27 protein-coding genes are annotated in these 25063 nt (G+C 65.4%); 11 read left to right on the top strand and 16 right to left on the bottom strand.

Annotated elements, in window-relative coordinates; genetic code table 11:
- Positions 1-26: 26 nt before the first annotated feature.
- Positions 27-731, top strand: coding sequence for an XRE family transcriptional regulator (locus tag EB231_RS14505; protein WP_056571070.1), 705 nt, complete (start codon positions 27-29; stop codon positions 729-731).
- A gap of 64 nt (positions 732-795) precedes the next feature.
- On the opposite strand, the gene EB231_RS14500 is transcribed toward EB231_RS14505, so the two are convergent.
- A complete protein-coding gene (locus EB231_RS14500; protein WP_140774096.1) occupies positions 796-1095 on the bottom strand; it encodes a hypothetical protein in 300 nt (99 codons plus the stop codon).
- A 170-nt stretch (positions 1096-1265) separates the two neighbouring features.
- Here EB231_RS14500 and EB231_RS14495 point away from each other — a divergent pair, with 170 nt between their 5' ends.
- A complete protein-coding gene (locus EB231_RS14495) occupies positions 1266-1628 on the top strand; it encodes a hypothetical protein (RefSeq protein WP_246740951.1) in 363 nt (120 codons plus the stop codon).
- Between the two features lie 62 nt (positions 1629-1690).
- Here EB231_RS14495 and EB231_RS14490 read toward each other — a convergent pair whose 3' ends face one another.
- The 4 genes from EB231_RS14490 to EB231_RS14475 form a co-directional block, all read right to left on the bottom strand.
- Positions 1691-2158, bottom strand: a complete 468-nt coding sequence (locus EB231_RS14490) for a lysozyme inhibitor LprI family protein (protein WP_172349398.1) — start codon at positions 2156-2158, stop codon at positions 1691-1693.
- Between the two features lie 41 nt (positions 2159-2199).
- Complete coding sequence (locus EB231_RS14485) at positions 2200-3216, bottom strand: ABC transporter permease (RefSeq protein WP_056571062.1); 1017 nt, start codon at positions 3214-3216, stop codon at positions 2200-2202.
- A complete protein-coding gene (locus EB231_RS14480; RefSeq protein WP_172349397.1) occupies positions 3213-4811 on the bottom strand; it encodes a sugar ABC transporter ATP-binding protein in 1599 nt (532 codons plus the stop codon). The genes EB231_RS14485 and EB231_RS14480 overlap by 4 nt, the downstream gene beginning before the upstream one ends.
- Before the next feature lie 216 nt (positions 4812-5027).
- Complete coding sequence (locus tag EB231_RS14475) at positions 5028-5975, bottom strand: substrate-binding domain-containing protein (RefSeq protein ID WP_172349396.1); 948 nt, start codon at positions 5973-5975, stop codon at positions 5028-5030.
- Between the two features lie 330 nt (positions 5976-6305).
- Here EB231_RS14475 and EB231_RS14470 point away from each other — a divergent pair, with 330 nt between their 5' ends.
- On the top strand, positions 6306-7004 hold the full coding sequence (locus tag EB231_RS14470) for a RibD family protein (protein WP_172349395.1): 699 nt from the start codon (positions 6306-6308) through the stop codon (positions 7002-7004).
- 340 nt (positions 7005-7344) lie between these two features.
- Here EB231_RS14470 and EB231_RS14465 read toward each other — a convergent pair whose 3' ends face one another.
- Positions 7345-8229: an SDR family oxidoreductase gene (locus tag EB231_RS14465; protein ID WP_172349394.1), complete on the bottom strand. Its 885-nt coding sequence runs from the start codon at positions 8227-8229 to the stop codon at positions 7345-7347.
- A gap of 100 nt (positions 8230-8329) precedes the next feature.
- Between EB231_RS14465 and EB231_RS14460 the strand changes: the two genes are divergently transcribed.
- Both EB231_RS14460 and EB231_RS14455 read left to right on the top strand, forming a co-directional pair.
- Positions 8330-9154 (top strand): helix-turn-helix transcriptional regulator, encoded by an 825-nt coding sequence (locus tag EB231_RS14460; protein WP_172349393.1) that lies wholly within the window; start codon positions 8330-8332, stop codon positions 9152-9154.
- A 254-nt stretch (positions 9155-9408) separates the two neighbouring features.
- On the top strand, positions 9409-9834 hold the full coding sequence (locus EB231_RS14455) for a GFA family protein (protein WP_172349392.1): 426 nt from the start codon (positions 9409-9411) through the stop codon (positions 9832-9834).
- Between the two features lie 6 nt (positions 9835-9840).
- On the opposite strand, the gene EB231_RS14450 is transcribed toward EB231_RS14455, so the two are convergent.
- From EB231_RS14450 to EB231_RS14440, 3 genes are all read right to left on the bottom strand, one after another.
- The gene (locus tag EB231_RS14450) at positions 9841-10290 is read right to left on the bottom strand and encodes an SRPBCC family protein (protein WP_172349391.1); all 450 of its coding nucleotides are present in this window, start codon (positions 10288-10290) and stop codon (positions 9841-9843) included.
- Positions 10287-11069 carry an IclR family transcriptional regulator gene (locus tag EB231_RS14445; protein WP_172349390.1) on the bottom strand — a complete coding sequence of 261 codons (783 nt, stop codon included), beginning with the start codon at positions 11067-11069 and terminating at the stop codon, positions 10287-10289. Before EB231_RS14445 ends, EB231_RS14450 begins: the two co-directional genes overlap by 4 nt.
- Before the next feature lie 76 nt (positions 11070-11145).
- Complete coding sequence (locus tag EB231_RS14440; RefSeq protein ID WP_206681919.1) at positions 11146-12315, bottom strand: adenosylhomocysteinase; 1170 nt, start codon at positions 12313-12315, stop codon at positions 11146-11148.
- A gap of 169 nt (positions 12316-12484) precedes the next feature.
- Between EB231_RS14440 and EB231_RS14435 the strand changes: the two genes are divergently transcribed.
- From EB231_RS14435 to EB231_RS14425, 3 genes are all read left to right on the top strand, one after another.
- A complete protein-coding gene (locus EB231_RS14435) occupies positions 12485-13864 on the top strand; it encodes a sodium:solute symporter family protein (RefSeq protein ID WP_172349389.1) in 1380 nt (459 codons plus the stop codon).
- An 82-nt stretch (positions 13865-13946) separates the two neighbouring features.
- Positions 13947-14390, top strand: coding sequence for a cytidine deaminase (locus EB231_RS14430; RefSeq protein WP_056571043.1), 444 nt, complete (start codon positions 13947-13949; stop codon positions 14388-14390).
- Positions 14391-14491: 101 nt separating this feature from the next.
- Positions 14492-15148, top strand: coding sequence for a class I SAM-dependent methyltransferase (locus EB231_RS14425; RefSeq protein WP_246740950.1), 657 nt, complete (start codon positions 14492-14494; stop codon positions 15146-15148).
- On the opposite strand, the gene arsK is transcribed toward EB231_RS14425, so the two are convergent.
- The 6 genes from arsK to EB231_RS14395 form a co-directional block, all read right to left on the bottom strand.
- Positions 15112-16401 carry an arsenite efflux MFS transporter ArsK gene (arsK, locus tag EB231_RS14420; protein WP_172349388.1) on the bottom strand — a complete coding sequence of 430 codons (1290 nt, stop codon included), beginning with the start codon at positions 16399-16401 and terminating at the stop codon, positions 15112-15114. The genes EB231_RS14425 and arsK overlap by 37 nt on opposite strands.
- Complete coding sequence (locus EB231_RS14415; RefSeq protein ID WP_172349387.1) at positions 16398-17789, bottom strand: FAD-dependent oxidoreductase; 1392 nt, start codon at positions 17787-17789, stop codon at positions 16398-16400. Before EB231_RS14415 ends, arsK begins: the two co-directional genes overlap by 4 nt.
- 42 nt (positions 17790-17831) lie before the next feature.
- Positions 17832-18152, bottom strand: coding sequence for an ArsR/SmtB family transcription factor (locus EB231_RS14410; RefSeq protein WP_172349386.1), 321 nt, complete (start codon positions 18150-18152; stop codon positions 17832-17834).
- Between the two features lie 65 nt (positions 18153-18217).
- Positions 18218-18640, bottom strand: coding sequence for an arsenate reductase (glutaredoxin) (arsC, locus tag EB231_RS14405; RefSeq protein WP_172349385.1), 423 nt, complete (start codon positions 18638-18640; stop codon positions 18218-18220).
- Positions 18641-18875: 235 nt separating this feature from the next.
- Positions 18876-20777: a diguanylate cyclase gene (locus EB231_RS14400; RefSeq protein WP_172349384.1), complete on the bottom strand. Its 1902-nt coding sequence runs from the start codon at positions 20775-20777 to the stop codon at positions 18876-18878.
- A gap of 149 nt (positions 20778-20926) precedes the next feature.
- Positions 20927-21832: a LysR family transcriptional regulator gene (locus EB231_RS14395; protein ID WP_172349383.1), complete on the bottom strand. Its 906-nt coding sequence runs from the start codon at positions 21830-21832 to the stop codon at positions 20927-20929.
- A 93-nt stretch (positions 21833-21925) separates the two neighbouring features.
- Here EB231_RS14395 and EB231_RS14390 point away from each other — a divergent pair, with 93 nt between their 5' ends.
- A complete protein-coding gene (locus tag EB231_RS14390; protein ID WP_172349382.1) occupies positions 21926-22810 on the top strand; it encodes an aldo/keto reductase family oxidoreductase in 885 nt (294 codons plus the stop codon).
- Between the two features lie 26 nt (positions 22811-22836).
- On the opposite strand, the gene EB231_RS14385 is transcribed toward EB231_RS14390, so the two are convergent.
- Positions 22837-23172, bottom strand: coding sequence for an ArsR/SmtB family transcription factor (locus EB231_RS14385; RefSeq protein WP_172349381.1), 336 nt, complete (start codon positions 23170-23172; stop codon positions 22837-22839).
- Positions 23173-23395: 223 nt separating this feature from the next.
- Here EB231_RS14385 and EB231_RS14380 point away from each other — a divergent pair, with 223 nt between their 5' ends.
- A complete protein-coding gene (locus EB231_RS14380) occupies positions 23396-24703 on the top strand; it encodes an NAD(P)/FAD-dependent oxidoreductase (RefSeq protein WP_172349380.1) in 1308 nt (435 codons plus the stop codon).
- A 154-nt stretch (positions 24704-24857) separates the two neighbouring features.
- Positions 24858-25058: a YgaP family membrane protein gene (locus EB231_RS14375; protein WP_140685429.1), complete on the top strand. Its 201-nt coding sequence runs from the start codon at positions 24858-24860 to the stop codon at positions 25056-25058.
- The last annotated feature ends 5 nt before the right edge of the window (positions 25059-25063 follow it).

Here is a 25063-nt window from a genome sequence, read left to right as displayed (position 1 = left end):
AGACGAGAGCCGCTTTCATCGCTCACATGGGCGCCATGGCAAAAACGGAACTGTCGATCAAGGTCGGGGCGGCGATACGCCAGGCACGCAAGCAGCGCGGCCTGGTCATGCGCCACATTGCCGAGCACAACGACACCGATGTCGCCGCCGTCGGCAATTGGGAAACCGGGCGCAACCTGCCCAAGACCGAGAACCTGCTGAAGACCGCCGCCTTCCTGCGCGTCGACCCGGTGGCGCTGGGCCAAGGACAGGTCGTCTTCCTCGACGATGCCGGCCCGGTGGCCGACGCCGAGATCGTCACCGATGCCGGCCCGATGCCCGCGGGATCAATGGATATCGAGGTGCTGGGCGCCGCGGTTGGCGGCGATGACGGCGACTTCACCTTCAACGGCGAGCCCGCCGGCTACGTGCAGCGCCCGCCGGGCGTGCGCAACCTGCCGAAGGTCTTCGCGCTGCACGTGCTCTCCGATTCCATGGTCCCGCGCTACGAACCCGGCGACCTCATCTATTGCGGCGGCCGCGACGCCGTGCCCGGCGACCATGTGGTGATCGAGACATTTCCGGAAGAAAACGAGCGCAACGGCAAGGCCTTCATCAAGAAGCTGGTCAAGCGCACGGCGGGCGAGCTGGTGGTCGAGCAGTACAATCCGCCCAAGACAATCACCTTCAACCGCTACGCGATCAAGCATGTCTGGCGGGTTATCCCGCTGAAGGAATTGCTGGGGTATTAGGGGCTGGGCGGTTTTTCCTTCTCCCCTTGCGGGAGAAGGAAGAACCAGCGCCTGCCCCGCCCCCTCAAGCCCGCCTCGCCTCCACCAGCACCTCGCGCTCGCTCAGCATCTGCGCCTCGCTGCGCACCCGCTGGCGCTCGTCGATGAACGCGGCCTGGATCGACACCGCCGTGCCCGGCAGCCCGTCGGCGCGGCAGGCCGAGCAGACGATGCGGCCCGAAAGCTCCGCCAGCGGCGTGCTGCCCGTGACCCCGAAGCGCCGGAGTTCATCGGGTTTCCACCATCTGTTGCGGCCGCAATCGGCGCACTCGACCGATATCGAGACGACATGCGCGATGACTGGTTTCCTGCCCGGCAATGCCATTGCCTCTCCACCCCATTTGTTCCTGATTTGTTCGTATATTCCTGCCTTTTCAGCCCGGAGTCGAGTCGCAGTTTTAACACTTCGCCAAAAGTTTCTCTTCTATGATTTTTTGAGTTATGCTTATATACTTGAATAAATGTGAGTCGCCTGCCACAGACCCGGGAGCAACGATGGATGCCGCCGATTTCGCCCGCGCCTGCGGTTACACCGGCGACAGCCCTGCTTTGCTCGAAGCCTTCGAAGCAATCCGCCGCAACGGCATCGCGCAGGCCCGCCAGGACCATTTTCGGCGCAAGGCCATCATCGACGAGCTGAAGCAGTCAGAGCCCCTGTTCCTGGCCGCGATCGGCCCGGCCCTGTCGGCGGAAGAAGCCATCGAGGATACCACCCGCTTCATCGCCTGCTGGCGCAACATGCCGCGCTGGCGCCAGGAGCGGCGCCTGCCCGACCTTACCAGGGCCAGGCAGCAGCGCCTCTTGGCGCGCTTCTTCCGTCGGTACCGCCATCAGTTGTGGGCAAGGGAGGCGGCGTAGGCGCCCAAACCTGTTGAGGATGGCTGGTTGGGCGTCCCCGCAAAGGAGCGCTCGCGCAGCCATCACTGATGCGGGATCAACTCCAACAATTCAAAAACTCTTGCCGCTGCATGTCTGGTCTTGCACGCGCCATAGTCCATTGAGGCCCTCGTGCCGTCATAGTCTGAAATGGTGTGGCAATCGAACTCGTTCCACGCACTCCACATCGATTGCGATTTGGCTATGTCCTTCGGAGCCCCTGCCGATTTCACAAGGCGGGCATAGACATCGTCGACAACCTGGCCCCAGGCAATACCCGAATAGTAAGCACACTGGTTCTGGGCACGCTGGTTTCCGCTCCCATTGTCAAATTGCGTGACGCAAATGTCGCTTGGCTTGTATTCACACGGTTCGATCTGCCTGCTCTCGTCAAACTCGTCCAAGCACTTCACGATAATCCGCTTGGCGGACTCCGCCCCCGCTTCGTCGCTCCAATCATACGGCGCGTCCGCAGCTTGGGCTTGAGACATCAGCATCGCCACCACTGCCATGCTTCGGTACGCTCCGGCTAAAGCTATCCTCATGGCAGCCCTCACCTTCGCACCCGCGATTTCAGCCACCGGTCGAACGCCACCGCCAGGATCAGGATCAGCCCGATGACGATGCTCTGCGTGTAGGACGACACATTGTTGAACTGCAGCCCGTTCTGCAGCACGCCGATCAGCGCCGCGCCCACCACCGTGCCGCCGACCGAGCCGATGCCGCCGAACAGCGAGGTGCCGCCGATGACGACGGCTGAGATCACCGTCAGCTCATAGCCGATGCCGGCGACCGCTTCCGAGGAGTTGAGCCGTGCCGACAGCACGAAGGCGGCAAGGCCGGCGAAGAAGCCGACGATGACATAGACCGAGACCAGGATGCGGTCGACGCGCAGGCCGGACAGCCGTGCGGCCTCCGCATTGCCGCCGACGGCATAGACGGCGCGGCCATAGCGCGTGTAGCGCAGCACGATGTGGCACAGGATGGCGGCGATGGCGAAGATGATCGCCGGCACCGGCACCGGGCCGATCAGCCCCGTGCCGAACCAGCGCATCGAGGCGTCGAAGCCCGAGATCGGGCCGCCATTGGAAATGGTCAGCGTCAGCCCGCGAAACACCGTCAGCCCGCCCAGCGTGACGACGAAGGGCGGCACTTTCAGCCTGGTGATGGCAAGCCCCTGCACGCCGCCGGCGGCGGCACCGACGATGACGGCGGCGAGAAGTGCGGCGAACCAGCCATAGCCCTGCGTGCCTGATGTCGACAGCGACAGCGTGTTGGCCGCCCCGCCCTTGGCGACGACGGCCGCCACCATGCCGCAGAAGGCGAGCAGCGAGCCGACCGACAGGTCGATGCCGGCGGTGAGGATGACGAAGGTCATGCCGAGCGCGATCAGCCCGGTGATCGAGATCTGCCGCGTGATGTTGAACAGGTTGATCGGGTCGATGAAGCTCGGCTTAAGCACGGTGAAGACGATGACCAGCGCCGCCAGGAACAGCAACGGCCCGAAACTCATCAACAGCCGCGCGATCGTCGCGCCGCCGCGCTGGCTCTGCTCTTCGGCGATGCTCATCGTGCCTGTCCCTCCGCTGGCTGTCCCTGCGCGTCCTGCCCAAGCGTATCCGACTTGTCGAGCGCCATCAGTTCCATCAGTTTTTCCTCGTTTGCCTCGACGCCCGGCATCTCGCCGGTGATGCGCCCCCGGCGCATGGTGACGATGCGGTCCGACACCGCCAGAACCTCGGGCAGCTCGGACGAGATCATCATCACCGCTATGCCGCGCGCTGCCAATTGCACCAGGATCTGGTGGACCTCCGCCTTGGCGCCGACATCGACGCCGCGCGTCGGCTCGTCGACGATCAGCACTTTGGGATCGCGCGCCAGCCAGCGCGCCAGGATCACCTTCTGCTGGTTGCCGCCCGACAGGCCTTCGATCGCCTGTTCGGCCGAGGCCATGCGGATCGACAGCATTTTTCTGAAACCCGACAGCGCATCGCGCTCGCGCCGCTCGGCCATGAAGCCGAATCCGTTGCTGAATGTACCGAGCGAAGCGACGGAAAAATTCGGCAGGATGCCCAAGGCGGCAAAGATCGCCTGGTGCTTGCGGTCCTCCGGCACCAGGCCGATGCCGAGCGCGATGGCGTCGGCCGGCGATGCCGGTGCGATCGGCCTGCCATCAAGCGTGATCGTTCCCGCCGCGATGCGGTCGGCGCCGAAGATGGCCCGCGCCAGCTCCGTGCGGCCGGAGCCGACAAGCCCGGCGACGCCGAGGATCTCGCCCGCCTTGAGGTCGATGTCGACACCGTCGAGCACGATGGCATGCGGCGCTTCGGGATCGCGCACGGTGCGCAGGCCGCGCACCGACAACACGACATCGCCCGCCACCGCGCGCTGCGCGGGTCGCGCGTAAAGTTCGGAAGCCGCGCGGCCGACCATTTTCTCGATGATCCGCGGCAACTGGATCGGCCGTCCCTTGTCGCGGTCGAGATGCCCGGCCAGCCTGCCGTCGCGCAGCACCGTCATGCGGTCGCAGATGGCGGACGCTTCCTCCAGCCGGTGGGTGACGAACATGATGGCGACCTTGTCCTGGCGCAGCCGGTCCATGATCGACAAAAGCCGCTGCACCTCGGTCTCGGTCAGCGCCGAGGTCGGCTCGTCCATGATGATCAGCCGGCTCTTCAGCGACAGCGCGCGGGCAATCTCGACCAGTTGCTGTTCGGCCACCGACAGGGCCGAAACCGGCGTCATCGGATCGATGGAAAGCCCGACGCGGGCGATGATCGCGCGCGAGTCATCCTCCATCTTGCGCCAGCTCACCAGCCCGAGCGGCCCAACCGGCGCGCGGCCGATGAAAATGTTCTCCGCGACCGTCAGCGTCGGGATCAGGCTGAGTTCCTGGTAGATGGTAACGATGCCGAGCCGCTTGGCATCCTGCGGGCTGGACGGTGCGTAGTCGGCGCCGTCGAAAGTGATGCGGCCGCTGGAGGGCGGCATGACGCCCGACAGGATTTTGAGCAGCGTCGATTTGCCGGCGCCGTTTTCGCCGAGCAGGCCGAGGATTTCGCCGGCGCGGATGTCGAGCGAGACGTCGCTCAGCGCGGTGACGCCGGCGAAATGCTTGGTGACACCCTCGACGGCGAGCAGGACAGGTGCGGCTTCAGCTGGCAAGGGTGGCTCCCTGAGACACGAGACGTCTGCGCTGCCCCTCACCCTTACCCCCTCCCCGTATAGAGACAGGGAGAGGGAGGCGCCAGCGTTGGAGCGAGTCCCTTCTCCCCGTCACTATACGGGGAGAAGGTGCCGGCAGGCGGATGAGGGGCGGCGCCAACTTCGGCGATCGATCCTTGCTGGCGGAACAACGTCACACCAGCGCTGATCACAACCCTACTTCGTCTCGTTCAGCCTCTCGGCCTTGTCGAGATTGTCCTTGCCGATGACGATCGGCGTCAACAGCACCAGCTTCTCCTTCGGCTCGGTCTTGTCCTTGGCGTAGGCGACCGCGATCTGCACGGCGGTGCGCGACTGCTGGCCGGGGAACTGTTCGACCGTGCCGGCGAGCTTGCCGTCGCGGACCGCAACCAGCGCTTCCGGCAGCGCGTCGAAGCCGTAGATCTTGACGTCGGTGAAGTTGCGCGCCGCGCACGCCTCGAGCGCGCCGAGCGCCATGTCGTCATTGGCGCAGATGATGGCGTCCGGCTTGCCATTGGCGGCAAGGCCGGCTTCCGTCACCGACAGCGCTTCGGCGCGGGCGAAGTTGGCGGTCTGCTCGAAGACGATCTGGTACTTGTCCTTCAAGGGATCGAGCACGTTGTGGACGCCCTTGTTGCGGTCGATGGCCGGACCGGCGCCTGGCTGGCCCTGCAGGTGGAACAGCTTGGCGCCATTGGGGAACGCCGCCACGACCGCCTGCGCTTCCGCCTCGCCGCCCTTCACATTGTCGGCGCCGACATGGGCCAGTATGCCCTCGACACCGTCGACGCGGCGGTCGATCGTCACCACGGGAACGCCGGCCTTGACCGCTTCCTCGATCGCCGGCGCCAGCGCGTTGACGTCGAGTGGCGAGATGACGATGGCGTTGACCTTCTGCACCAGGGCGGCCTCGATGTCGGCGGTCTGCTTGGTGGCCGAGTTCTGGCCGTCGCTCTCGGTCAGGTTGACCCCTTGAGCCTGCGCCTCCGCCTTGATCTCGTTCAGCATGTGCACGAAGAACGGAAAGCCGAGATTGGGCACCGAGCCCAGTATGGTGAGCTTTTCCTCGGCGAACGCCGAACGTGCGGCCAGCACCATGGCGCCCGCGGCCACGGACGTCATCAGGAATTCACGTCTGTTCATGGTTGATCCTCCTCCACAGAGACGCATAATCCCCAAGACCGGGATCGGTCCTGGGAAGGGATCATGCGTCGGTTCAAAGTGTTGGAGCATCCTCCTTGCGCCCGGTGGCGCATGCCGCTCCAGCTGATCGCCGTTGCAAAACTGCCTCCCATCGGCATCAGCAAATGGATGCTAACCCAGGGTCAACCATTTGTGCAACATCGATATAACAGTGCCGGGCGACGAATTATCGGAATTGTCGGATTTTTGGCCGAGCCGGGCTGCCTGGCTTCCATTCTCCGGCCACGACCCTAGTTTGAACCACGCCCAAGCCCATCCCTGGAGAATTGCATGAAGCCGCACATCATCTGCCATATGCTCGCCTCGCTCGACGGCGGCCTTCATCCCAGCCGCTACACCGCCAGCCCGGACGGGACCCGGGCGGAGTGGTCAGGCCTGTATGAACAGATCCACGGCGACCTCGAAGGCGACGCCTGGATCGTCGGTCGCGTCACCATGGCCGAGATGAGCAAGGCCGGAGCGCACCCGCCGGCACATGCCGGCAAGGTCGAGCGGCCGCACCATTTCGCGCGACGCGACGCGGGAACCTATGCGGTTGCGCTCGATGCCTCGGGCAAGCTCCACTTCGCCAAGCCGGATGTCGGCGGCGACCATGTCGTGGTGCTGCTCGGGCACGGCGTCTCCGACAGCCATCTGGCGGAACTTGCCGGCGACGGCGTGTCCTATATCGTGTCGGAAACGGCCGACATCGATCTCGCCGCCATGCTCGACGTGCTCGGGCGTGAACTCGGCATCCGCCGGCTGCTGCTCGAAGGCGGCGCCGGCATCAACGGCTCCTTCTTCGCGGCCGGGCTTGTCGATGAGCTCAGCCTTCTCATCGCCCCCGCGCTCGATGCGCGGGCGGCAAACCAGGGCTTTGTCGAGTTCGGCGAAAGCGGCCTCGCCGGCAAGACGCAGCTGTCGCTGACAAGCTGCGAAGCCCTGGCGCATGGGCTTGTTCATTTGCGCTATGCCGTCAGCCCTGCGTGATCCCGAAAAGAGGAACCGTCTTCCGCCAGTAGCTTGGCACAGAAGTCTAATGGCCGGGTGTGCCTGCATTGACGAACCGCAGGCCTCCATCATTTCGTCATCCTATGGCGGAGCAAGGAGCGAAGCGACGCAGCGCAGACCCCTGGAGCTGCTCCGCAGCCCAAGGGATCCATGCCGGGACTCCTGAGCCCCGCCACGGTGCAGAACTCTGCTCCGCTGCACATTCGTTCAACGTCACGGCATGGATCCTCGGGTCTCCGCGACGGAGTTTCGCTCCTGCTTCGCCCGTGGATGACGAGGTCGGGGAGGCTTCCGCTGACCTCGAACGGTAAGAAGCCCCTCAATAGCGCATGGCGTCCAGATCGGCGATCAGCGTCGGGCCGGTCGGATGCCAGCCGAGCCGAGCCTGGGTCAGCGCGCTCGAAGCCGGCAGGTCCATCGGCGCGAACATTGCCATCCAGCCGAAATGCTCCGCCGCTTTTTCCGGCGCGATCGAAACGACCGGCAATTTCAGGCCCCGGCCAAGCGCTTCGGCGATGGCGCGCACCTCGACGCCTTCTTCGCCGACGGCGTGATAGCGCGCGCCCGGCTGGCGCTTTTCCACCGCGAGCCGGTAGAGCCGCGCCGCGTCGAGAACATGCCCCGCCGAAAAGCGGTTGCGGCCTTCGCCGACATAGGCCGAGACGCCTTTCTGCCGCGCGATCTCGATGAGCGGCGAGATGAGCCCCTGCTTGACCGGATTGTGCACCTGCGGCAGGCGCACCACCGACACATTGACGCCTGCCTCCAGCAAGGCATTGCCGGCGAGTTCCGAGGCGATGCGCGGATTGGGATGGCTGGCGTTGAAGACATCCTCGACCGCCAATTGGCCATGTCCGGGGCTGCCCATGCCGACGCCAGAGGTGATCACCAGCGGCCGGTCGGATCCGGCAAGAGCTTCGCCGAGGGCGGCGATCACATGGCTGTCCTTTTCGCAATTCTCGACAAAGCGCGAGAAATCATGGTCGAAGGCGGTGTGGATCACGGCGTCCGCCTTGGCCGCGCCACTGCGCAGGCTCTCGGGGTCTTCAAGCGTCCCGCGATGCACCTCGGCACCCGCGGCGGTGAGTGCCTCGGCACCGGCGTCGGAGCGGGTGACGCCCACGACCTGATGGCCGGCCTGGATGAGTTCGGGAACGATGGCGGAGCCGATGAAGCCGGTCGCGCCGGTCAAAAAGATACGCATGCAAAATCTCCTGCGGTTGCCTGCGTAATATCGGCGGTCTATTATTCCATTAAAGTAGTGATCTTATCATGGTATAATTGCTAACAGGGTGCCTGACAAAATGCCTTCCCCCGGTTCGCTCGCAGCCTTCCTGAAAGACCGGCGCACCCGGCTCGATCCCGCCTCGTTCGGCTTTTCCGGGCGCAGGCGCACGCCGGGGCTGCGCCGCGAAGAAGTCGCCCAGCGCGCCAACATCAGCCCCACCTGGTACACATGGCTGGAACAGGGCCGCGGCGGCGCGCCCTCGGCCGATGTGCTGAACCGCATCGCCAAGGGGCTGCTTTTGACCGAGGCGGAGCGCGAACATCTCTTCATGCTCGGGCTCGGCCGCCCGCCCGAGGTCCGCTACCGGGGCGACGAGGGCGTCAGCCCCCGGCTGCAGCGCCTCATCGACACGCTCGATGCCAGCCCGGCTCTGGTCAAGACCGCGACCTGGGACGTCGTTGCCTGGAACCGCGCCGCGGAGGTCGTGCTGACCGACTACAGCACCATCCCCGCCGGCCGGCGCAACATCCTGCGCTTCATGTTCCTCACGCCCCACATCCGCGCCAAGCAGCATGATTGGCAAGACCTCGCCCGTTTCGTGGTGGGAGCGTTCCGGGCCGACGCGGCGCGTGCCGGCGCGGTCTCCGAGGTCACCCAGCTGGTGGACGAACTGTGCAAGGGCAGCCCCGAATTCGCCACCCTGTGGCGGGAGAACGACGTGCTCGCCCATGGCGACGGAACAAAGCGCCTGAAGCACCTGGAACTGGGGGACATCGAACTGGAATACTCGTCCTTCGCGGTCGACGGCAGGCCGGATTTGAACCTGACCGTCTACAACCCGATCGACGGCAAGGTCGCCGACCGCATCCGCGCGCTGGCCCGGCACCCCAAAGCGGCTTGAAGCTCTAACTTCATCGCCTAAACTATTACCTTGGCAAGAAAATCCCGGGTCTCGGCAACCACGCGATCTTGGAATTGCGGGTCACGGGCAAGCCTCGAGGCGAGCATGGGCTCACCAAGCTCATCGTAATAGACGCCGGTCGCCCCTGATGGATTGAGCAAGGCCTTGGTTATGACGCGGGCCGCGCGCTTTGGCGTGCTCCAGTATTTGATATAGGGGGACGTAGAAGTGACCGAACAGGAGACACAGGCAACATGGTGGGCGACACGAACCTTCGGGCTGGCCAGTGCCATTGCGGCGCGGTGCGTTTCGAGGCCACGCTCAGCGACGGCTTCAATTCGATCCGCCGCTGCACCTGTTCCTACTGCCGGATGCGAGGCGCCGTCGTCGTGATGGCTGAAATGGGCGGGGTCAAGATCCTGCAGGGAGAGGATGCCCTGACGACATATCGCTTCCATACCGGATCGGCGCAGCACTTCTTCTGTTCCCGCTGCGGAATATACACACATCATCAACGACGCTCGAACCAGAACCTGTATGCCGTGAACGTGGCTTGCCTGGACGGGGTAAGCCCATTCGATTTCCCGGAGGTACCTGTCATGGATGGCGTCAATCATACGAACGACACCGGCAGGCCGACGCGCCGAGCAGGCACCCTGCGCTTCATCCCGACTGACTGACCGCCGTCATGAGCGCCGCTCGCAGACCGCCTTCAGGATCTGCAAGGTCGGCCCCCAATAGAGATTGGCGTGCGGACGGATCGCCGGTTCGGCGAAGTTGCTGAGCGTCAGCGTCAGCAGCGTTCCCCCATTCGCCGACGCCAGGGCGAAACTGACCACGGTGTGGTTCTCAGGCAAGTCCGCCAGGCGCGGGGCCGACAGCGTGCTCCAGTAGCTGTAGGCGAACCGCCTCTCCGGCTCGAACGCCCGCACTGTGCCGTGGTTTTCGAATGACATTCCATGCAGCACGCCGCGTATCACGATCGTACCGCCTTCATGTCCCTCCAGGCTGACGGTCAGATCCTCGTCCGACATCCATTGCGGGATCATTTGAGGCGTCGTCAGCACCCGCCAGACCTCAGCCGGCTCGGCATCGATGGCGATGGTCTTGACGACCGGCGCGGAGGGATCGGTCACGGCACGCCTGGGCCTGCCGGCTCGGGCGCCAGCACCAGCGCGATCTCCCGCGCCGCCTGCGCGGCGTGGCGGCGCACGGTGGCAAGGTCGAGCATGCTGTAGGTGGTCGCCACATAGGGCACGGTGAGCGCCGCGACCGACTGGCCGAACGGCCCGATGACCGGAAAGGCAAGATCGATGACGCCCGGCTGCAGCCCGTCAGCCACCTCCTCATGGCCGGCGGCACGGATGCGGGCAAGCGCATCGCGCATTTCGGCCTTTTCGTCAGGGATACCCGAGGCTTGCAGCCATTGGCTGACTCTGTCTTGCGGCTGGAACGCCATCAGCGTGCGGCCTGTCGCGGTGCCGAACAGCGGAAACTCGGCGCCGACACGGACACGGAAGCCGAACGCCGCCGGGCTTTCCACCTGCGCCAGGATCAGCACCCTTCCGGCATTGTGGACGCCGAGATTGCAGGATTGCTGGATGGCGTCGGAAAGCCGCCGCATCGACGGCAGCGCCGCCTGGACGAGGCCACGCAACGGCTCGTGCCGGTGCGCCAGTTCGAAGAGGCGCGGCGACAGGAAATAGAGCCCGGCCGGGCGGTCGCGGAAGATGTAGCCGCGCCGCTCCAGCGCCTGCAGCACGCGGTAGATCTGGTGGATGGAGCGGCCGACCGCTTCGGAAATCTGCCCCTGGTTCAGCCCGTCCTTCTGCTCGGCCAGCAGTTCGATGATGTCGAACGCCTTTTCCAGGGCCGGTACCGAATAATCAGGCGCTTCCGCGGTCTTGCCAGCCATGCCCCACAACCCTTCCCGGATCATCCAGAATCAGGGGCCTACTATAGTTACAAGGCAGCCCCCATCGTAGCCACCATCAGCCGGGCGATGCGCCGGTTGATGTCGTCGGGCACCGGCTGCGCGCCCCCCGCCAATCCTCCCCCCTGACCACCCGCTCCAGCGACAGCGCCTGCAGCATGAAACCGATATCCATGGATTCGATCGAATTGCCCTTCGGCTCGACGCCGGCAAGGTTGAACATGCGCCCTTCGGCAACGAGGATGACATGGCGTCCATTGGCAAGGTCGATGCGCTGCAACGTGCCGTCCAGGTCCGTGGCGGACGTGGTCATGGCCTTGAGACCTTCGGTGTCGATCTCCCACGGGAAATGCCCGGAATTGGCCAGCACCGCGCCATCCTGCATGACGGCGATCGCTTGCGCCGGCAGCACGCCGGCGCGGCCGGTGGCGGTGATGAACACTTCCGCCCACGGCGCGAGGTCGGCGAGCGGCGCCACGCGGTAGCCGTCGAGTGCCGCCTCCAGCGCCTTGATCTCGTCGATTTCGATGATGGCCACGCGGCCGCCCAGTGCCCGCAAATATTGCGCGATGCCGCGCCCGCACCAGCCATAGCCGATGACGCAGAAGCGCCGGCCGGGGATCATCAGATTGGTGATGCGCATGAAGCTTTCCACCACGGACTGGCCGACCGCGTGCTTGTTCTCGCCGATCGCCTTCAGTGGGCTGTCATTGATGACGATGGAGGGGAACGGCACCTTGCCAGCCAGTTCGCCGCGCAGCCGGTCGCCACCCGAGGTCGTCTCCTCGGTGCCGCCCAGTATGGACGCCGCCCTGCCCCGCTCGACGATGCCGGCGGCAAGGTCGGCGCCATTGTCGAGCAGCATGTCGGGCTGCGCGTCCAGCACCCGCGCCAGATTGGCGTGATGGTCGGCGAGTGAGTCGGCGCGGCGGCCGAAAATGCCGATGCCCTGGCTCTGCAGGAAGGCGACGACATCATCCTGCGTCGAGCCATGATTGCCGGTGCCGACGATCTCGGCGCCGCCTTCGGCCAGCACCTCGAGCAGCACCGCCGTCTTGGGCTCGACATGCAGCGACACGCCGATGCGCCGGCCGGCGAAGGGCCGCGTTCGGCGGAATTCCCCGCGCAGTCCGGCCAGCAACGCCATGCGCGAGCGGATCCAGGCGATGCGGGCGCCACCGCGCTCGACCAGCTCGGGGGGCGCCGGATTGGCCTGGGCTTGGGTCATTCGAAGTCTCCGATCGCGATCCAGATTCAGCACTTGCAAAAAAGTTTTTTGCATGTGACAAATCTTGCAGAGGGTCGTCAAGCCCCCACGAGAAGGGGCAACGGACAGCAGCGCGGCGCCCCCCAAGGCGTACGGCGCGCCATCGGCTTTGCACGTGAAGGGGTACGAAATGGGAAATCTGGATATAGCTGTCGTCGCCATCTATCTCGTGGCGGTCACCGGCATCGGGCTGTTCTTCGCCCGCTCGATCAAAACCGAGGAAGACTACATCGTCGCCGGCCGGCGCATGGGGCCGCTATGGCTGACCATCTCCGCCTTCGCCTCCTGGACGGGCCTGGCCGGCCTGTTCGGCACGCCCGAAATGGTCGTGCGCTACGGCATATCGGGAACCTGGTGGTGGTTCACCTTCCCGATCGGCCTGCTGTTGATGGGCATCTTCCTGGCCAAGATCGTGCGCCAGCGCATGCATGTGACGACGCCCGACATCGTCGCTCAGGATTATCCCGATTCAGTGCGCGTCGCCGCCTCGCTGGTGACGAGCTGGAACTATCTCGCCTGGGCGGCGGCTCAGGTGTTCGGCATCTCCATGGTGTTCACCCTGTTCTCCGGCATGGATCCGAGGACCGGCGCCATCGTCGCCTTCCTCGTCGTCATCGTCTACACCATGCTCGGCGGCTTCCTCGCCGTGGTGGCGACCGACGTGCTGCAGGCCGTCATCTTCCTCATCGTCATCGGCGTGGTGGCGCCGTTGTTCGTCATCTTCGGACCCGGCGTGCCGCACATCTATGAAGCGACCAAGGACATTCCCGGCTTCTACAACCTGTTCGCCAACGTGCCGCCGGCGACGCTGTTCGTCTGGTTCCTGCTCCTGCCCGCCGGCTTCATCGACACGATCGGCTTCCAGCGCGTCTTTTCCGCCAATTCGCCCGAAACGGCGCGCCGGGGCATGATCAACGGCTTCCTCCTCATGGCCGTGTTCGGCGTCATCCTCACCTTCCTCGGCGTCGCCGCCAAGGCGCTGCTGCCGGCCGACACCAACCCGGTCAACGCCATGCCCGACCTGATGGTGCAGCTTCTGCCGCATGGCGTCATCGGCGTGCTGGTCGCCGCCTTCCTGGCGGTGGCGATGTCGACGGCGAGCACGACGCTGCTGGTGACAGCCACCACGCTGCAGCGCGACGTGATCTCGCGGCTGCGCCCCGATGCCAGCGACCGGGAGAGGCTGTGGACCAGCCGCATCCTGCTGCTCGTGCTCGGCCTCGTCGCCCTGGTCGTGGCGCTCAGCGTGCCCGGCATCGTCACCATCCTGATGCTCGGCTTCTCGGTCTATGTGCCGGGCCTGCTGCTGCCGGTGCTGTCGGCCACCTTCGGCTGGCGCATTCCGTCCTGGTCGATGCTGGCGACCATCGTCATCGGCTCCGGCTCGACGGCGATCCTGGTGCTGCTGGGCGAACCGGGCGGCATTCCAGCCTCGCTGGTCGGCTTCATCCTCTCGGTCATTCCTTTCGTCGCGGGACTTGTCATGCGATCGGAACGGCAGCCGGCCTGAGCCAGCGAAAGACCCGGTAAAGCAATGAGATAAAGCTCCATCCTGAATCAGTGCGGGATGGAGCCCGGATGCGGAGAAACCAATGCTGAAGACCACTTTCGACAGGCTTTCGAGTGCCGACCAGGCGCTCGTCACCGCCGCCGCGCAAGCGCGCGACAAGGCCTACACGCCCTACTCCAACCACAAGGTCGGCTCGGCCGTGCGCACCGCATCGGGCCGGCTTTTCGCCGCCTGCAATGTCGAGGTCGTCACCCTCCAGCAATCGGTCCATGCCGAGCGCAACGCCGTGATGCAGATGGCGGCGGCGGGCGAGCGCCAGATCGAGGCCATCGTCTGCCACGGTCCCTATTCGGGCGTGCCCTGCGCCGAATGCCGGCAAGTGATCTGGGAGTTCTGCTGCGACGATCCCGAGGTGAAGATCATCGGTTCGACGCTCGACGGCGAGATCGAACTGATGACCATCGGCGAGATCTATCCCAGCCCCTACGGCCCGGGCACCAAGGGCATCGACCCGCGCAAGTTCTGAGGCGGGCCCGCCCGCCCCGTCGGTTCGATCATTCTTGACCGGAAGCAGTCGTGCTTCCCACAAATTGACCACGGGCTCATCGCCTGCGACTGATATGGTGAATGGAGAAACCTGAGACGAAAGCCGAGCCGATGGAGAAAGAGGCATCGCGGTTGCACTGGAATGCCACATATGAATCGAAACGGGAGGACGGCGTCAGTTGGTTCCAGGATAGTCCCGAGCCCTCCCTTTCGTTGATCAACGAGATTGCACATCCTGGGTCGGCGATCGTTGATGTAGGGGGCGGCGCTTCGCGACTGGTGGACAATCTTCAAGAACAACACTTTGAGGATGTCGCCGTCCTGGATCTGTCCACGGCCGCGATCGCGGCTGCTCGCAGTCGACTGGCTGAGGCAGGCGAGCAAGTCGATTGGATCGTGGCTGACATTCGCACGTGGTCGCCGACGCGGCTTTACGATGTCTGGCATGACAGGGCCGCCTTTCATTTCATGGTCGAAAAAGCGGATCGTGACGCTTACCTCTTCACACTTAGGCAGGCACTCGCACCAGATGGCTACGCGATTATCGCTACTTTCGCGCTCGACGGGCCAGAAAAATGCAGCGGCTTGCCCGTTCAACGATACGATGCAAACAGTCTCGCCCAAGCCCTCGGACCTGGCTTTGCATTTGTTCGCACACTCGACCATCTACATCTGACGCCATGGGGCTCTTCTCAGTCCTTTCAGTTCAGCGTTTTCAGACGAGCACCAGCGATGTGACGCTGTTGGTAGCCATCCGCGTCGGGCGCTGCCGGTTCGGCCGTGCCACTCTTTTGAGGGCTGCGCGATTGCCGGCTGATCAGCGCGACGGCGGCGAAGGCGGCGATGCCGAACAGGCCGACCGCGACGTTGAGCCACAAGGCCGGGAAAACGCCGAGGCCCGATATCATCAAGGTGAGGCCGAACGGGGCGAAGGCGGAACTGAACTGGCGCGCCGCCGTGATCCAGCCGACATAGGAGCCGTAGCGCTCCTGGCCGAACAATTCGAGCGGCAGCGTGCCGCCGACAATGCTCATCAGGCCCGAGCCGAAGCCAAAGAGCACGGCAAACAGCATGGCGCCGGGAACGGAGGGCGCCACCAGCAGCAGCACCGCGAGGCCGCCGGCCAGCGCGGCGGTCGCGCCGAGCGCCAGCGATGTCTGCGACAGGCCCCGGCCGAACAGCATGTTGACCAGCCGGCTCGCCACTTGCGACGGCCCAAACAGGCTTGCGACCAGCACCGAGGCCCCGCCGAGCCCGACCAGTGTGAGCAGCGGCACCATCTGCACGAGAACGGCCGAAAGCACGAACCCCTCTATGGCAAATCCGGCCAGCACCAGGATGAACAGAGGTGACCATCGCCGGCCGGGCACAGGCGCCGACAGGCCTGATATCACTGGGACGATCCTCTCCCGCGCCTTGCCCGCACCGCCCGGAAGCCGGGCCAGCCACCAATGGATCGGCAGGCAGACAAAGGCGTTGAGCGCGGCAAAGAGAACCAGCACCTCGCGCCAGCCGAGATGCTGGTGCAGCAGCGTCGTCAAGGGCCAGAACAAGGTCGAGGCGAAGCCGGCGATCAAGGTGAGATGGGTGATGCCGCGCCCCGCGCCGCCGAGCTGCACGATGGCGACGAAGGCCGTGCTGTAGAGGACGAAGCAGGAGGCGAGTTCCATGGCCAGCACGCCAAGCGCAAAGCCGGCGCGCCCCGGCGCCAGCGCGCACAACAGCAATGCGCCCGCCGCCGCCAGCGATCCCGGCACCATCAGGCGCCCTGCCCCGACCCTGTCCGCAAGGCTGCCCGCGAACGGCGACAGGATGGCGCTCGCCAGCAGCGACACCGACAGCACGGCGAACACCCATTGCTGCGACCAGGCGAGCTCCACCGCCACCGCCGGCGCCAGGATGCTGTAGCTGTAATAGAGCGTGCCATAGCCGATGATCTGGGTGGCACCCAGCGCCCAGATGGCCGAGGCAGGGATCTTGCTATCGCTCACTCGGCCGCTTCCATCTTGCCGGCACAGCCGCAACCGCCTTTGCCGGTCGCCTTGGCGTCGGCATCCGCCACGCAGCAGGCATCGACCTCGGCCGGTGCCGGTCCGCCGCAACAGCCCTGCGACGCGCGGCCCGCCGGCACGGTGCAGACGCCGGTTTCGGGCAGCACCAGTTGCACCGCGTCGGCCGCCGCCATGTCGCCGGCGATCGCCGCCGCGACCGAGCGGACCTGTTCGTAGCCGGTCAACAGCAGGAAGGTCGGCGCGCGGCCATAGCTCTTGATGCCGACCGTGTAGAAACCGGGCTCGGGATGGCTGAGCTCACGGTGGCCGTGCGGCGGCACGTCGCCGCAGGAATGCTCGTTGGGATCGATGAGCGGACCGAGCGCCTTGACGCTTTCCAGCCAAGGGTCGAGATCGAGCCTGAGCTCCCTGGTCAGCGACAGGTCCGGGCGCTGTCCCGTCGCGGCGATGATGCGGTCGACGGGGCCGAGTTGCACCAGGCCTTCCTCGCCTTGCCCCTCGACCACCAGCCGGCCGTCATGCTCGCGGATCGCAAGCGTCGCAAAGCCGGTCACCAGCTGGACGCCGCCGCTTTCGGCCAACTCGCGCACATCGGCGCCGAGTTCGCCGCGCGCCGGCAACTGGTCGGCATCGCCGCCGCCATAGATGCGCACGAGGTCGGTTCCCCGCACCGCCCAGATGAAAGCCGTGCCGGGCTCGGCATCCGCAAGCCTGGCAAGGTCGAGCAAGGCGTTGGCCGCCGAGTGGCCAGAACCGGCAACCAGCGTCGTGCGGCCGGCATAGAGCGCGCGGTCGCGGTCGAGAATATCGGGGATGCCGTAGGCGATGCGGTCGGCAAACTCCGCCTCGCCCTCCGCCTCGATGCCGCCGGCACCGAGAGGATTGGGCGTGCGCCATGTTCCGGAGGCGTCGATGACGGCCCGCGCGCTGTCGCGCCTGGTGCCATCGGCGGTCTCGACGACGAGCATGAAGGGCCGTGTCCCGCGCTCGCTGCCGCGCACCTTGTCGGCGCCCCAGCGTGATATGGCCACGACACGCGCATTGGTCTCGATCGCCGGCGCAAGTTCCGGAAGCCTGGCGAGCGGCTCGAGATAGCGCGCGACGAGGTCATCGGCGGTGGGAAAGGCTTCCGGGTCAGGCATCCGCCAGCCATGGCTTTCGAGCAGCCGGCCGGCCGCCTCATCGACGCAATAGCGCCACGGCGTGAACACCCGGACATGGCCCCAATCGCGCAGGCTGGCCGCGACATCGCCGCCGGCTTCGTAGAGCTTCACCGGCAGGCCCCGGGCCATGAGATGCACGGCGGCCGCCAGCCCAACCGGACCGGCGCCGATGACGGCGATTGGCAAATCGTTGCGCGTGACCATAGTTTCCATCCTTCCGGTACTATCGAAATAAAAGGCAAAAAATCAGGCGGCCGCGTCATCCGCCGCGGGATTGCAAGCCGCATCGGCGCAGCATTCATCGGCCAGGAAGCCGATGAGATCGTTCATCACGGGATAGTTGGCGCGGCAGATCAGCGTCGTCGCCTGCCGCTCCTGGCTGACCAGCCCGGTCAGGATCAGCCGGTGCAGATGGTGCGACAGCGTCGAGGCGGCAATGCCGAGGCTTTCCTGCAGGAAGCCCACCGGCCGGCCCGCCTCGCCGGCCCTCACCAGGATACGATAGAGGTTCAGCCGCGTCGGATTGCCGAGCGCTTCCAGTTGCTTCGCTGCTTGTTCGAGTTTCATGGAAATAGCATGAGGCCAGCGACGAAAACCGTCAAGTCCTATTTCGAAAAATATCGAAACAGCAATCAGACGACCCGCTTGCCGCCGGCATCGACGACGACCTCGCCGTCCTCCTTGGTGAACGGGCCGATGTCGGGATTGGGCAGGATATCGAGCACCTTTTCGGACGGCCGGGCCAGTACGACGCCGAGCGGGCTCACCACGATCGGCCGGTTGATCAGGATCGGATGCGCCAGCATGAAATCGAGGATCTCGTCGTCGCTCCATTTGGGATCGCCAAGGCCGAGTTCCGCATAGGGCGTGCCCTTCTCGCGCAGCAGCGCGCGCGGCGTCATTCCCATTGCCGCGATCAGCTCGACAAGCTTTTCGCGCGACGGCGGGTTCTTCAGATACTCGATCACCTCCGGCTCCTCGCCGGACTGGCGGATGATCGCCAGCGTGTTGCGCGAGGTGCCACAGGCCGGGTTGTGATAGATGGTGATGGTCATTGCGGGGTCCTCTCGCTGGATGCGGCGCGGCGGACGGCGGCCCCCGCTCGCCTGCCGGCACACCCTCGGCCCCGGCCCGAACCAACAGCCGGAACACCTCCAGCCTTGTTTCCTGACCGAGCGCGGCGAGCGCCAGCAATGCTGTTGTCTTGTCCATGAATCCATATGTCCGGATTCATGGATCAATAGCAACCGACGATGACATCGATATGACAGCCACCACTCACGCTTTGCGCTAGGAACCCGTTGCGCGTGGTTCGCTGAGATGCGGGCGCCAGCCATGCACGCGGTCGCGACCGGCCGCCTTGGCGCCGTAGAGCGCCTCGTCGGCGCGCCGAAGGAGATCGGCGATCTCGATATCCGCGCTGCCGTCGAACGTACCGACCCCGATGCTGACGGTGACAATGCCCTTTTCGCTGCCGGCATGCGCGAGCCCGAGGTCGCGCACCTTGCCCCGCAGCGTTTCGGCGATGATGAAGGCGCCTCGCGCGTCGGTTTCGGGCAGGATGAGCGCGAACTCCTCGCCGCCATAGCGGGCCGCCGAGTCCCCCGGCCGACGGGCCGTGGCGTCGATGCAGCGGCTGACGGCGCGCAGGCATTCATCGCCCGCCGGATGGCCATATTGGTCGTTGAACCGCTTGAACCGGTCGACATCGATGATGAGCAGGCTGAGCGGCGCCATGGTGCGCCGGCCGCGGCCGAATTCGCGCGCCAGCGCGTCGTCGAAGGCCCGCCGCGTCAACAGTTCGGTCAGCCCGTCGCGGTGCGCCAGAAGGTTCAGCTTCTCGTTGGCCGCCAGCAGTTCGGCCTCGACCTGCTTGGCCTCCGTGATGTCGGAAAACACGCTCAGGCTGCCGCCATCGCCAGTCGGCCGGGTCCGCACGTCGAGCCAGCGGCCGTCGGCGAACCGGACCTGGCGATGATTGGCAACCGTCTGCATGGCCATGACGTCGGCGATCCACTCCTCGACCGCATCGGGCGGCGTGACACTTTCGCCGCGCGCCGCCGAGGCGCGCAGTATGTCGCGGTGGTTGGCGCCCGGCACCCTGATATCGGCCGTCTTCGGAAACAGGGCGCGGTACTGGGCGTTGCACAGCACCAGCCTGTCCTCGGGGTCGAACATCACCAGGCCGTCGGCCATTTGCGTCAGCGCGTCTCCGAGCCTGGCCTGGCTTTCCGCCAGTTCGGTCTCCAGCTGCTTGCGCTGGGTGATATCGCGATTGTGCGTGATCAGGCCGATGATGGCGCCGGTCCTGTCGCGAAACGGCGCCTTCAGCGTCGCCAGCCAGGCATCGGTGCCATCCTCATGGTGCAGGCGCTGTTCGATGGTGGAGGAGACGCCGGACGCCAGCACCGCAAGCTCGTCCTCGCGGAATTCCTGCGCCGTTTCAGCCGGATAGAAGTCGAAATCCGTCTTGCCGATGAGTGCCTTGGCATCAGCCGCCTGCATCAGTTCGGCCGTTGCGGGATTGGCCGCGATGAACCGTCCATCGAGGTCCTTGACATTGAGGCAGTCGGGCAAGGTCTCGACCACCGCCTTGAAGATGCGCCTCGACTGCAGCGCTTCGAGGCGCCGCCGCTCCTGGTAGATCGCAAGCCCGGACATCGCCACGGAGACAAAGATGAGCAATGTGGAGGGAAACACCACTTTCGGCAGAACCGTCTGCACGACAGGCTGCGGCAGGACGCTGAGGCCAAGCAGCGATCCGCATGCGGTGGCAGCACCCAGGATCATGATATCGCCCATGCCGGGCGAACGGCCCCTGAGCGCAAGGTTGCCGGCAATACCGACCAGCATGGTGGCCGCGATGCCGACCGCGCCCGCCAAGGCGCCGACACCGCCCTCGAAAGAGCGGAAGGCCCCGGCCATCACCCCCGCGACGATACCGGCGACAGGACCGCCGAAGAAGCCGGCAACGGCAATCATCGTCGCCCTGAGATCGACCAGGACGCCCGGCTGCAACTGCATGGGCGTCAGCATCAGGATGATGGCGCCGGCGCCCATCAGCAGGCCGAAGGCCGCCGCCTTTATCGCGGCCGGGCTGCGGTCCAGCCACACATGCGTGTGGATCCAGACCGAAACGAACATCGCAACGACCGCGAGATTGGCCAGCAGTTCGGACCAGGGCGAACCCATTTTCCTGCGCGTCCCCCTTCTTTCATGCGTCGAGGGTGCGTCCGCCATTGGCGACGCTGCCCCCGTGGATACGGCGGGCAAGGAAACAAAGTGTTACGGTTCGCGTTTGGATTGTCCGGATGTGCCAGCAAGTTGCATAGGCGCGGGCCTCACCCCCAGCGCATCGTGCCGACGAAATCGATGAAGGCGCGCAGCGGTGCCGGCGTGAGGCGGCGGCCGGGATAGTAGAGGAACGGCCCGGAAAATTCCTGCCACCAGGGCTCCAGCACAGGCTCCAGCCGGCCATCGTCGAAATAGGGCCGCAGCCAGTCCTCGAACAGCGAGACAATGCCGCCGCCGGCAACCGACACTTCAAGCGCAAGGGCCATTGCCGTGCCGGTGCTGACCAGCAGCGGCCCGGTCGGTTCGACGCTCACCACCTCGCCGTCGCGTTCGAATTCCCAGGCCGGCGTCAGGCCGCTGGTGAAGCGGCCGCGCAGGCAGGCATGGTCGAGCAGGTCGCGCGGGTGCCCGGGCCGGCCGTGCCTGTCGAGATAGGCCGGAGCGGCGGCGGTGGCGAAGCGCTGCCGGCGCGGACCGATCGGCACGGCGATCATGTCCTGCTCCAGCCGCTCGTCATAGCGGATGCCGGCGTCGCAGCCGCTCGCCAGTATGTCGACGAAACTGTCCTCGGCGGTCACTTCCATGCGGATCTCGGGATAGGCGGCGAGGAACGGCGGCAACAGGCGCGGCAGCACCAGTTTCGCCGCGACGACGGGCACGTTGAGCCGCAGTGTGCCGGCCGGGCGTCCGCGAAAGCCGTTGACCACGTCGAGCGCAGCCTCGACCTCGCCGAGCGCGGGGCCGAGCCGCTCGAGCAGCCGGGCCCCGGCCTCGGTGGGCGCCACACTGCGCGTGGTGCGGTTGAACAGCCGCACGCCGAGCCCGCTCTCCAGCCGCCGCACCGTTTCGCTGAGGCTGGAGGCGCTGACGCCGCCCACCCGTGCCGCTTCGCGAAAGCCGCCGGCGCGCGCCACCGCCATGAACGCCTGGAGGTCGCCGAGATCCGTCGCCATTGTTCGCCTTTCCGCACAGGGTGTGCCGATTGCACCATATTATCGTGCAGGCGCGCTTTGTCTACATTGGGCCGATCCAAAGGAGATGAGACAATGACAGACATCAGCAAGGCCGGAACCTTCAAACTCGGCGGCCGCACCGTGAAGCGCCTCGGCTACGGCGCCATGCAACTGGCGGGACCGGGCGTCTTCGGTCCGCCGAAAGACCACGATGGCGCCCTCGCCGTGCTGCGCGAGGCGATCGCCAGCGGCGTCGACCATATCGACACATCGGATTTCTATGGCCCGCATGTCACCAACCAGATCATCCGTGAGGCGCTGCACCCCTACCCCGCCAACCTCACCATCGTCACCAAGATCAGTGCCCGGCGCGGCGCCGATGCATCGTGGCTCCCCGCAATGTCGCCGCCGGAGCTGACGCAGGCCGTGCATGACAATCTGCGCAATCTTGGCCTGGACGTGATCGAGGTGGTGAACCTGCGCTCCATGCATGGCATCCACGGCCCCGCCGAAGGATCGCTGGAGCCGCAATTGAACACGCTCGCCGAATTGCAGCGCCAGGGCCTGGTGCGCCATATCGGCATGAGCAATGTCACCCGCGCCCAGATCGCTCAGGGGCGCGGCATCGCCGATATCGTCTGCGTGCAGAACCAGTACAACATCGCGCATCGCGAGGATGACGCGCTGATCGACGAGCTGGCCGCCGACGGCATCGCCTATGTGCCCTTCTTCCCGCTCGGCGGCTTCACGCCGCTGCAGTCGGACACGCTGGCCAATGTCGCCCGCAAACTTGGCGCGACCCCCATGCAGGTGGCGCTCGCCTGGCTGTTGCAGCGCTCGCCCAACATCCTGCTCATCCCCGGCACCTCCTCGGTCGGCCATCTCCGCGAGAACCTGGCGGCGGCCGAACTCGACCTGCCGCGCGAGGCGATCGATGTGCTGAACGGGATCGGCAGTGAAGCCGAGCAAGCGGCATAAGGCGGTTCCTGCTGCCGATCGGTAGCCTACCGGCTGCCGATCTTGGCGATCCTTGTCCGCGGATCGCAATAGATGCCGTAGAGCGTCTGCAGGATTCGCTCGACCTCAACCGAAGCCAACCGGTAGTAGACCTGCTGGGCGTCGCGCCTCGTGTCCACGAGCTTGAGCGCGCGCAACTTTGAAAGTTGCTGCGACAGCGCCGACTGGTTCATCGCAACCAGTTCGGCCAGTTCGTTCACACTCGTCTCGCCGTCCAGCAGATGGCACAGGATCATCAGCCGTTTTTCATTTGCCATCGCGGCGAGCAGTTCGGACGCTTCGCGCGCTCGCTTGTCCAGTTCGGCTATTTTTATGTTGCGCATATGAACACATTATCATATTAAGAGTTACAAATAATATTAGCCTGACGCCGGCGCCTGTCAAGCCGATGGATCGATACGCTGGAGATTCACGCCAGCGCGCTCGTTTGATCCGCATCAAGTCGCGGCCGGCCATAATGGCGCAGGATCAGCCAATGCCGCTCCCTACGCGGGAATCGCAATGTCGGCGTTGCGCCAAAGGCCGCGCCGCGAAGGAGGAAAGAGCATGGCGCATGTTGTCGTCCTTGGTGCCGGACTGGGGGGCACCATCATGGCCTATGAGCTTCGCGACGAACTGGCCGGGGAACACAAGGTCTCCGTAATCAACAATGGCAGCCACTATTCATTCGTGCCATCCAACCCTTGGGTCGCCGTGGGCTGGCGCGACAGGCAGGCGGTCGAGATCGACCTTGCTCCGGTGCTCGCTCGGCGCAACATCGGTTTTCATCCGCAAGGAGCCAAGCGCGTCCACCCGGCCGAACGCACGGTGGAACTCAACGACGGCTCATCCGTCTCCTATGACTATCTGGTGATCGCCACCGGCCCCGAACTCGCTTTCGACGAGATCGAGGGCCTCGGGCCGGAGCACAACACCCAGTCGGTCTGCCACATCGATCACGCCCTCAAGGCCAAGACGGCCTTCGACGCGCTCGTCGCCAAGCCGGGTCCGGTCGTCATCGGCGCGGTCCAGGGCGCGTCCTGCTTCGGACCGGCCTACGAATTCACCTTCATCCTCGACAAGGCGTTGCGCGACGCCAGGGTGCGCGACCGCGTGCCCATGACCTTCGTCACCTCGGAACCCTATATCGGCCATCTCGGCCTCGACGGCGTCGGCGACACCAAGGGCCTGCTCGAGAGCGAGATGCGCCAGCATCACATCAAGTGGATCTGCAACGCCAGGGTCGACAAGGTCGAGCCGGGCAAGATGTTCGTCCAGGAAATCGCCGACGATGGGTCGGTCAGGCAGGCGCATGAATTGCCGCACGCCTTTGCGATGATGCTGCCGGCCTTCCGTGGCGTGGCGGCGGTGCTCGGCATCGAGGGGCTCACCAATCCGCGCGGCTTCATCGTCGTCGACAAGCACCAGCGCAACCCGGCCTTCCCCGAAATATTCGCGGTCGGCGTCTGCGTCGCCATCCCGCCGATCGGCAAGACACCGGTTCCGGTGGGCGTGCCCAAGACCGGCTTCATGATCGAATCCATGGTCACGGCGACGGCGCGCAACATCGGCCGGCTGGTGAAGGGCGAGGAGCCCGATGCCCAGGGCACGTGGAATGCGGTCTGCCTCGCCGATTTCGGCGATTCCGGCGTCGCCTTCGTGGCGCAGCCGCAGATCCCGCCGCGCAACGTCAACTGGTCGTCCTCCGGCAAATGGGTGCACACCGCCAAGGTCGGCTTCGAGAAGTATTTCCTGCACAAGATCAGGACCGGCAAGTCCGAGCCCTTCTACGAGCGCCTCGCACTGCAGGCATTGGGCATCGACAAGCTCAAGCAGGTCAAGGTCGAGGCGGCGCCGGATGTACCGGTTGCCTGACCGGGGCAAGCCACCGCGGCTGGCCCTCGGGCGGACGGGGGCTGGCGGCCCAATCGAAGGCCCGCGACCGCCGGCGGCAAAGTCGGCGCCACCCCTTGCAGTCAACGATAACATTCATATATCTAAATATGATCATATACAAATGGAGATGACGATGTCCCTCGACCGTTCCGTTCTCGCCTTCGCCGGCACCATGGTGCTTTTGTCGGTGGTGCTTACCGCCTTTGTCTCGCCGCTGTTTGTCTGGCTGACGGTCTTCGTCGGCTTGAACATGCTGCAATCGGCGTTCACCGGCTTCTGTCCGGCGGCGATGGTCTTCCGCAAGCTCGGCGTCAAGCCGGGATGCGCATTCTAAGGATG

The organism is Mesorhizobium sp. NZP2298, from assembly GCF_013170825.1.
Classification (GTDB): Bacteria; Pseudomonadota; Alphaproteobacteria; order Rhizobiales; family Rhizobiaceae; genus Mesorhizobium.
The sequence above is the reverse complement of the archived record's forward strand: the minus strand, read 5'-3'. Positions and strand labels throughout refer to the sequence as shown.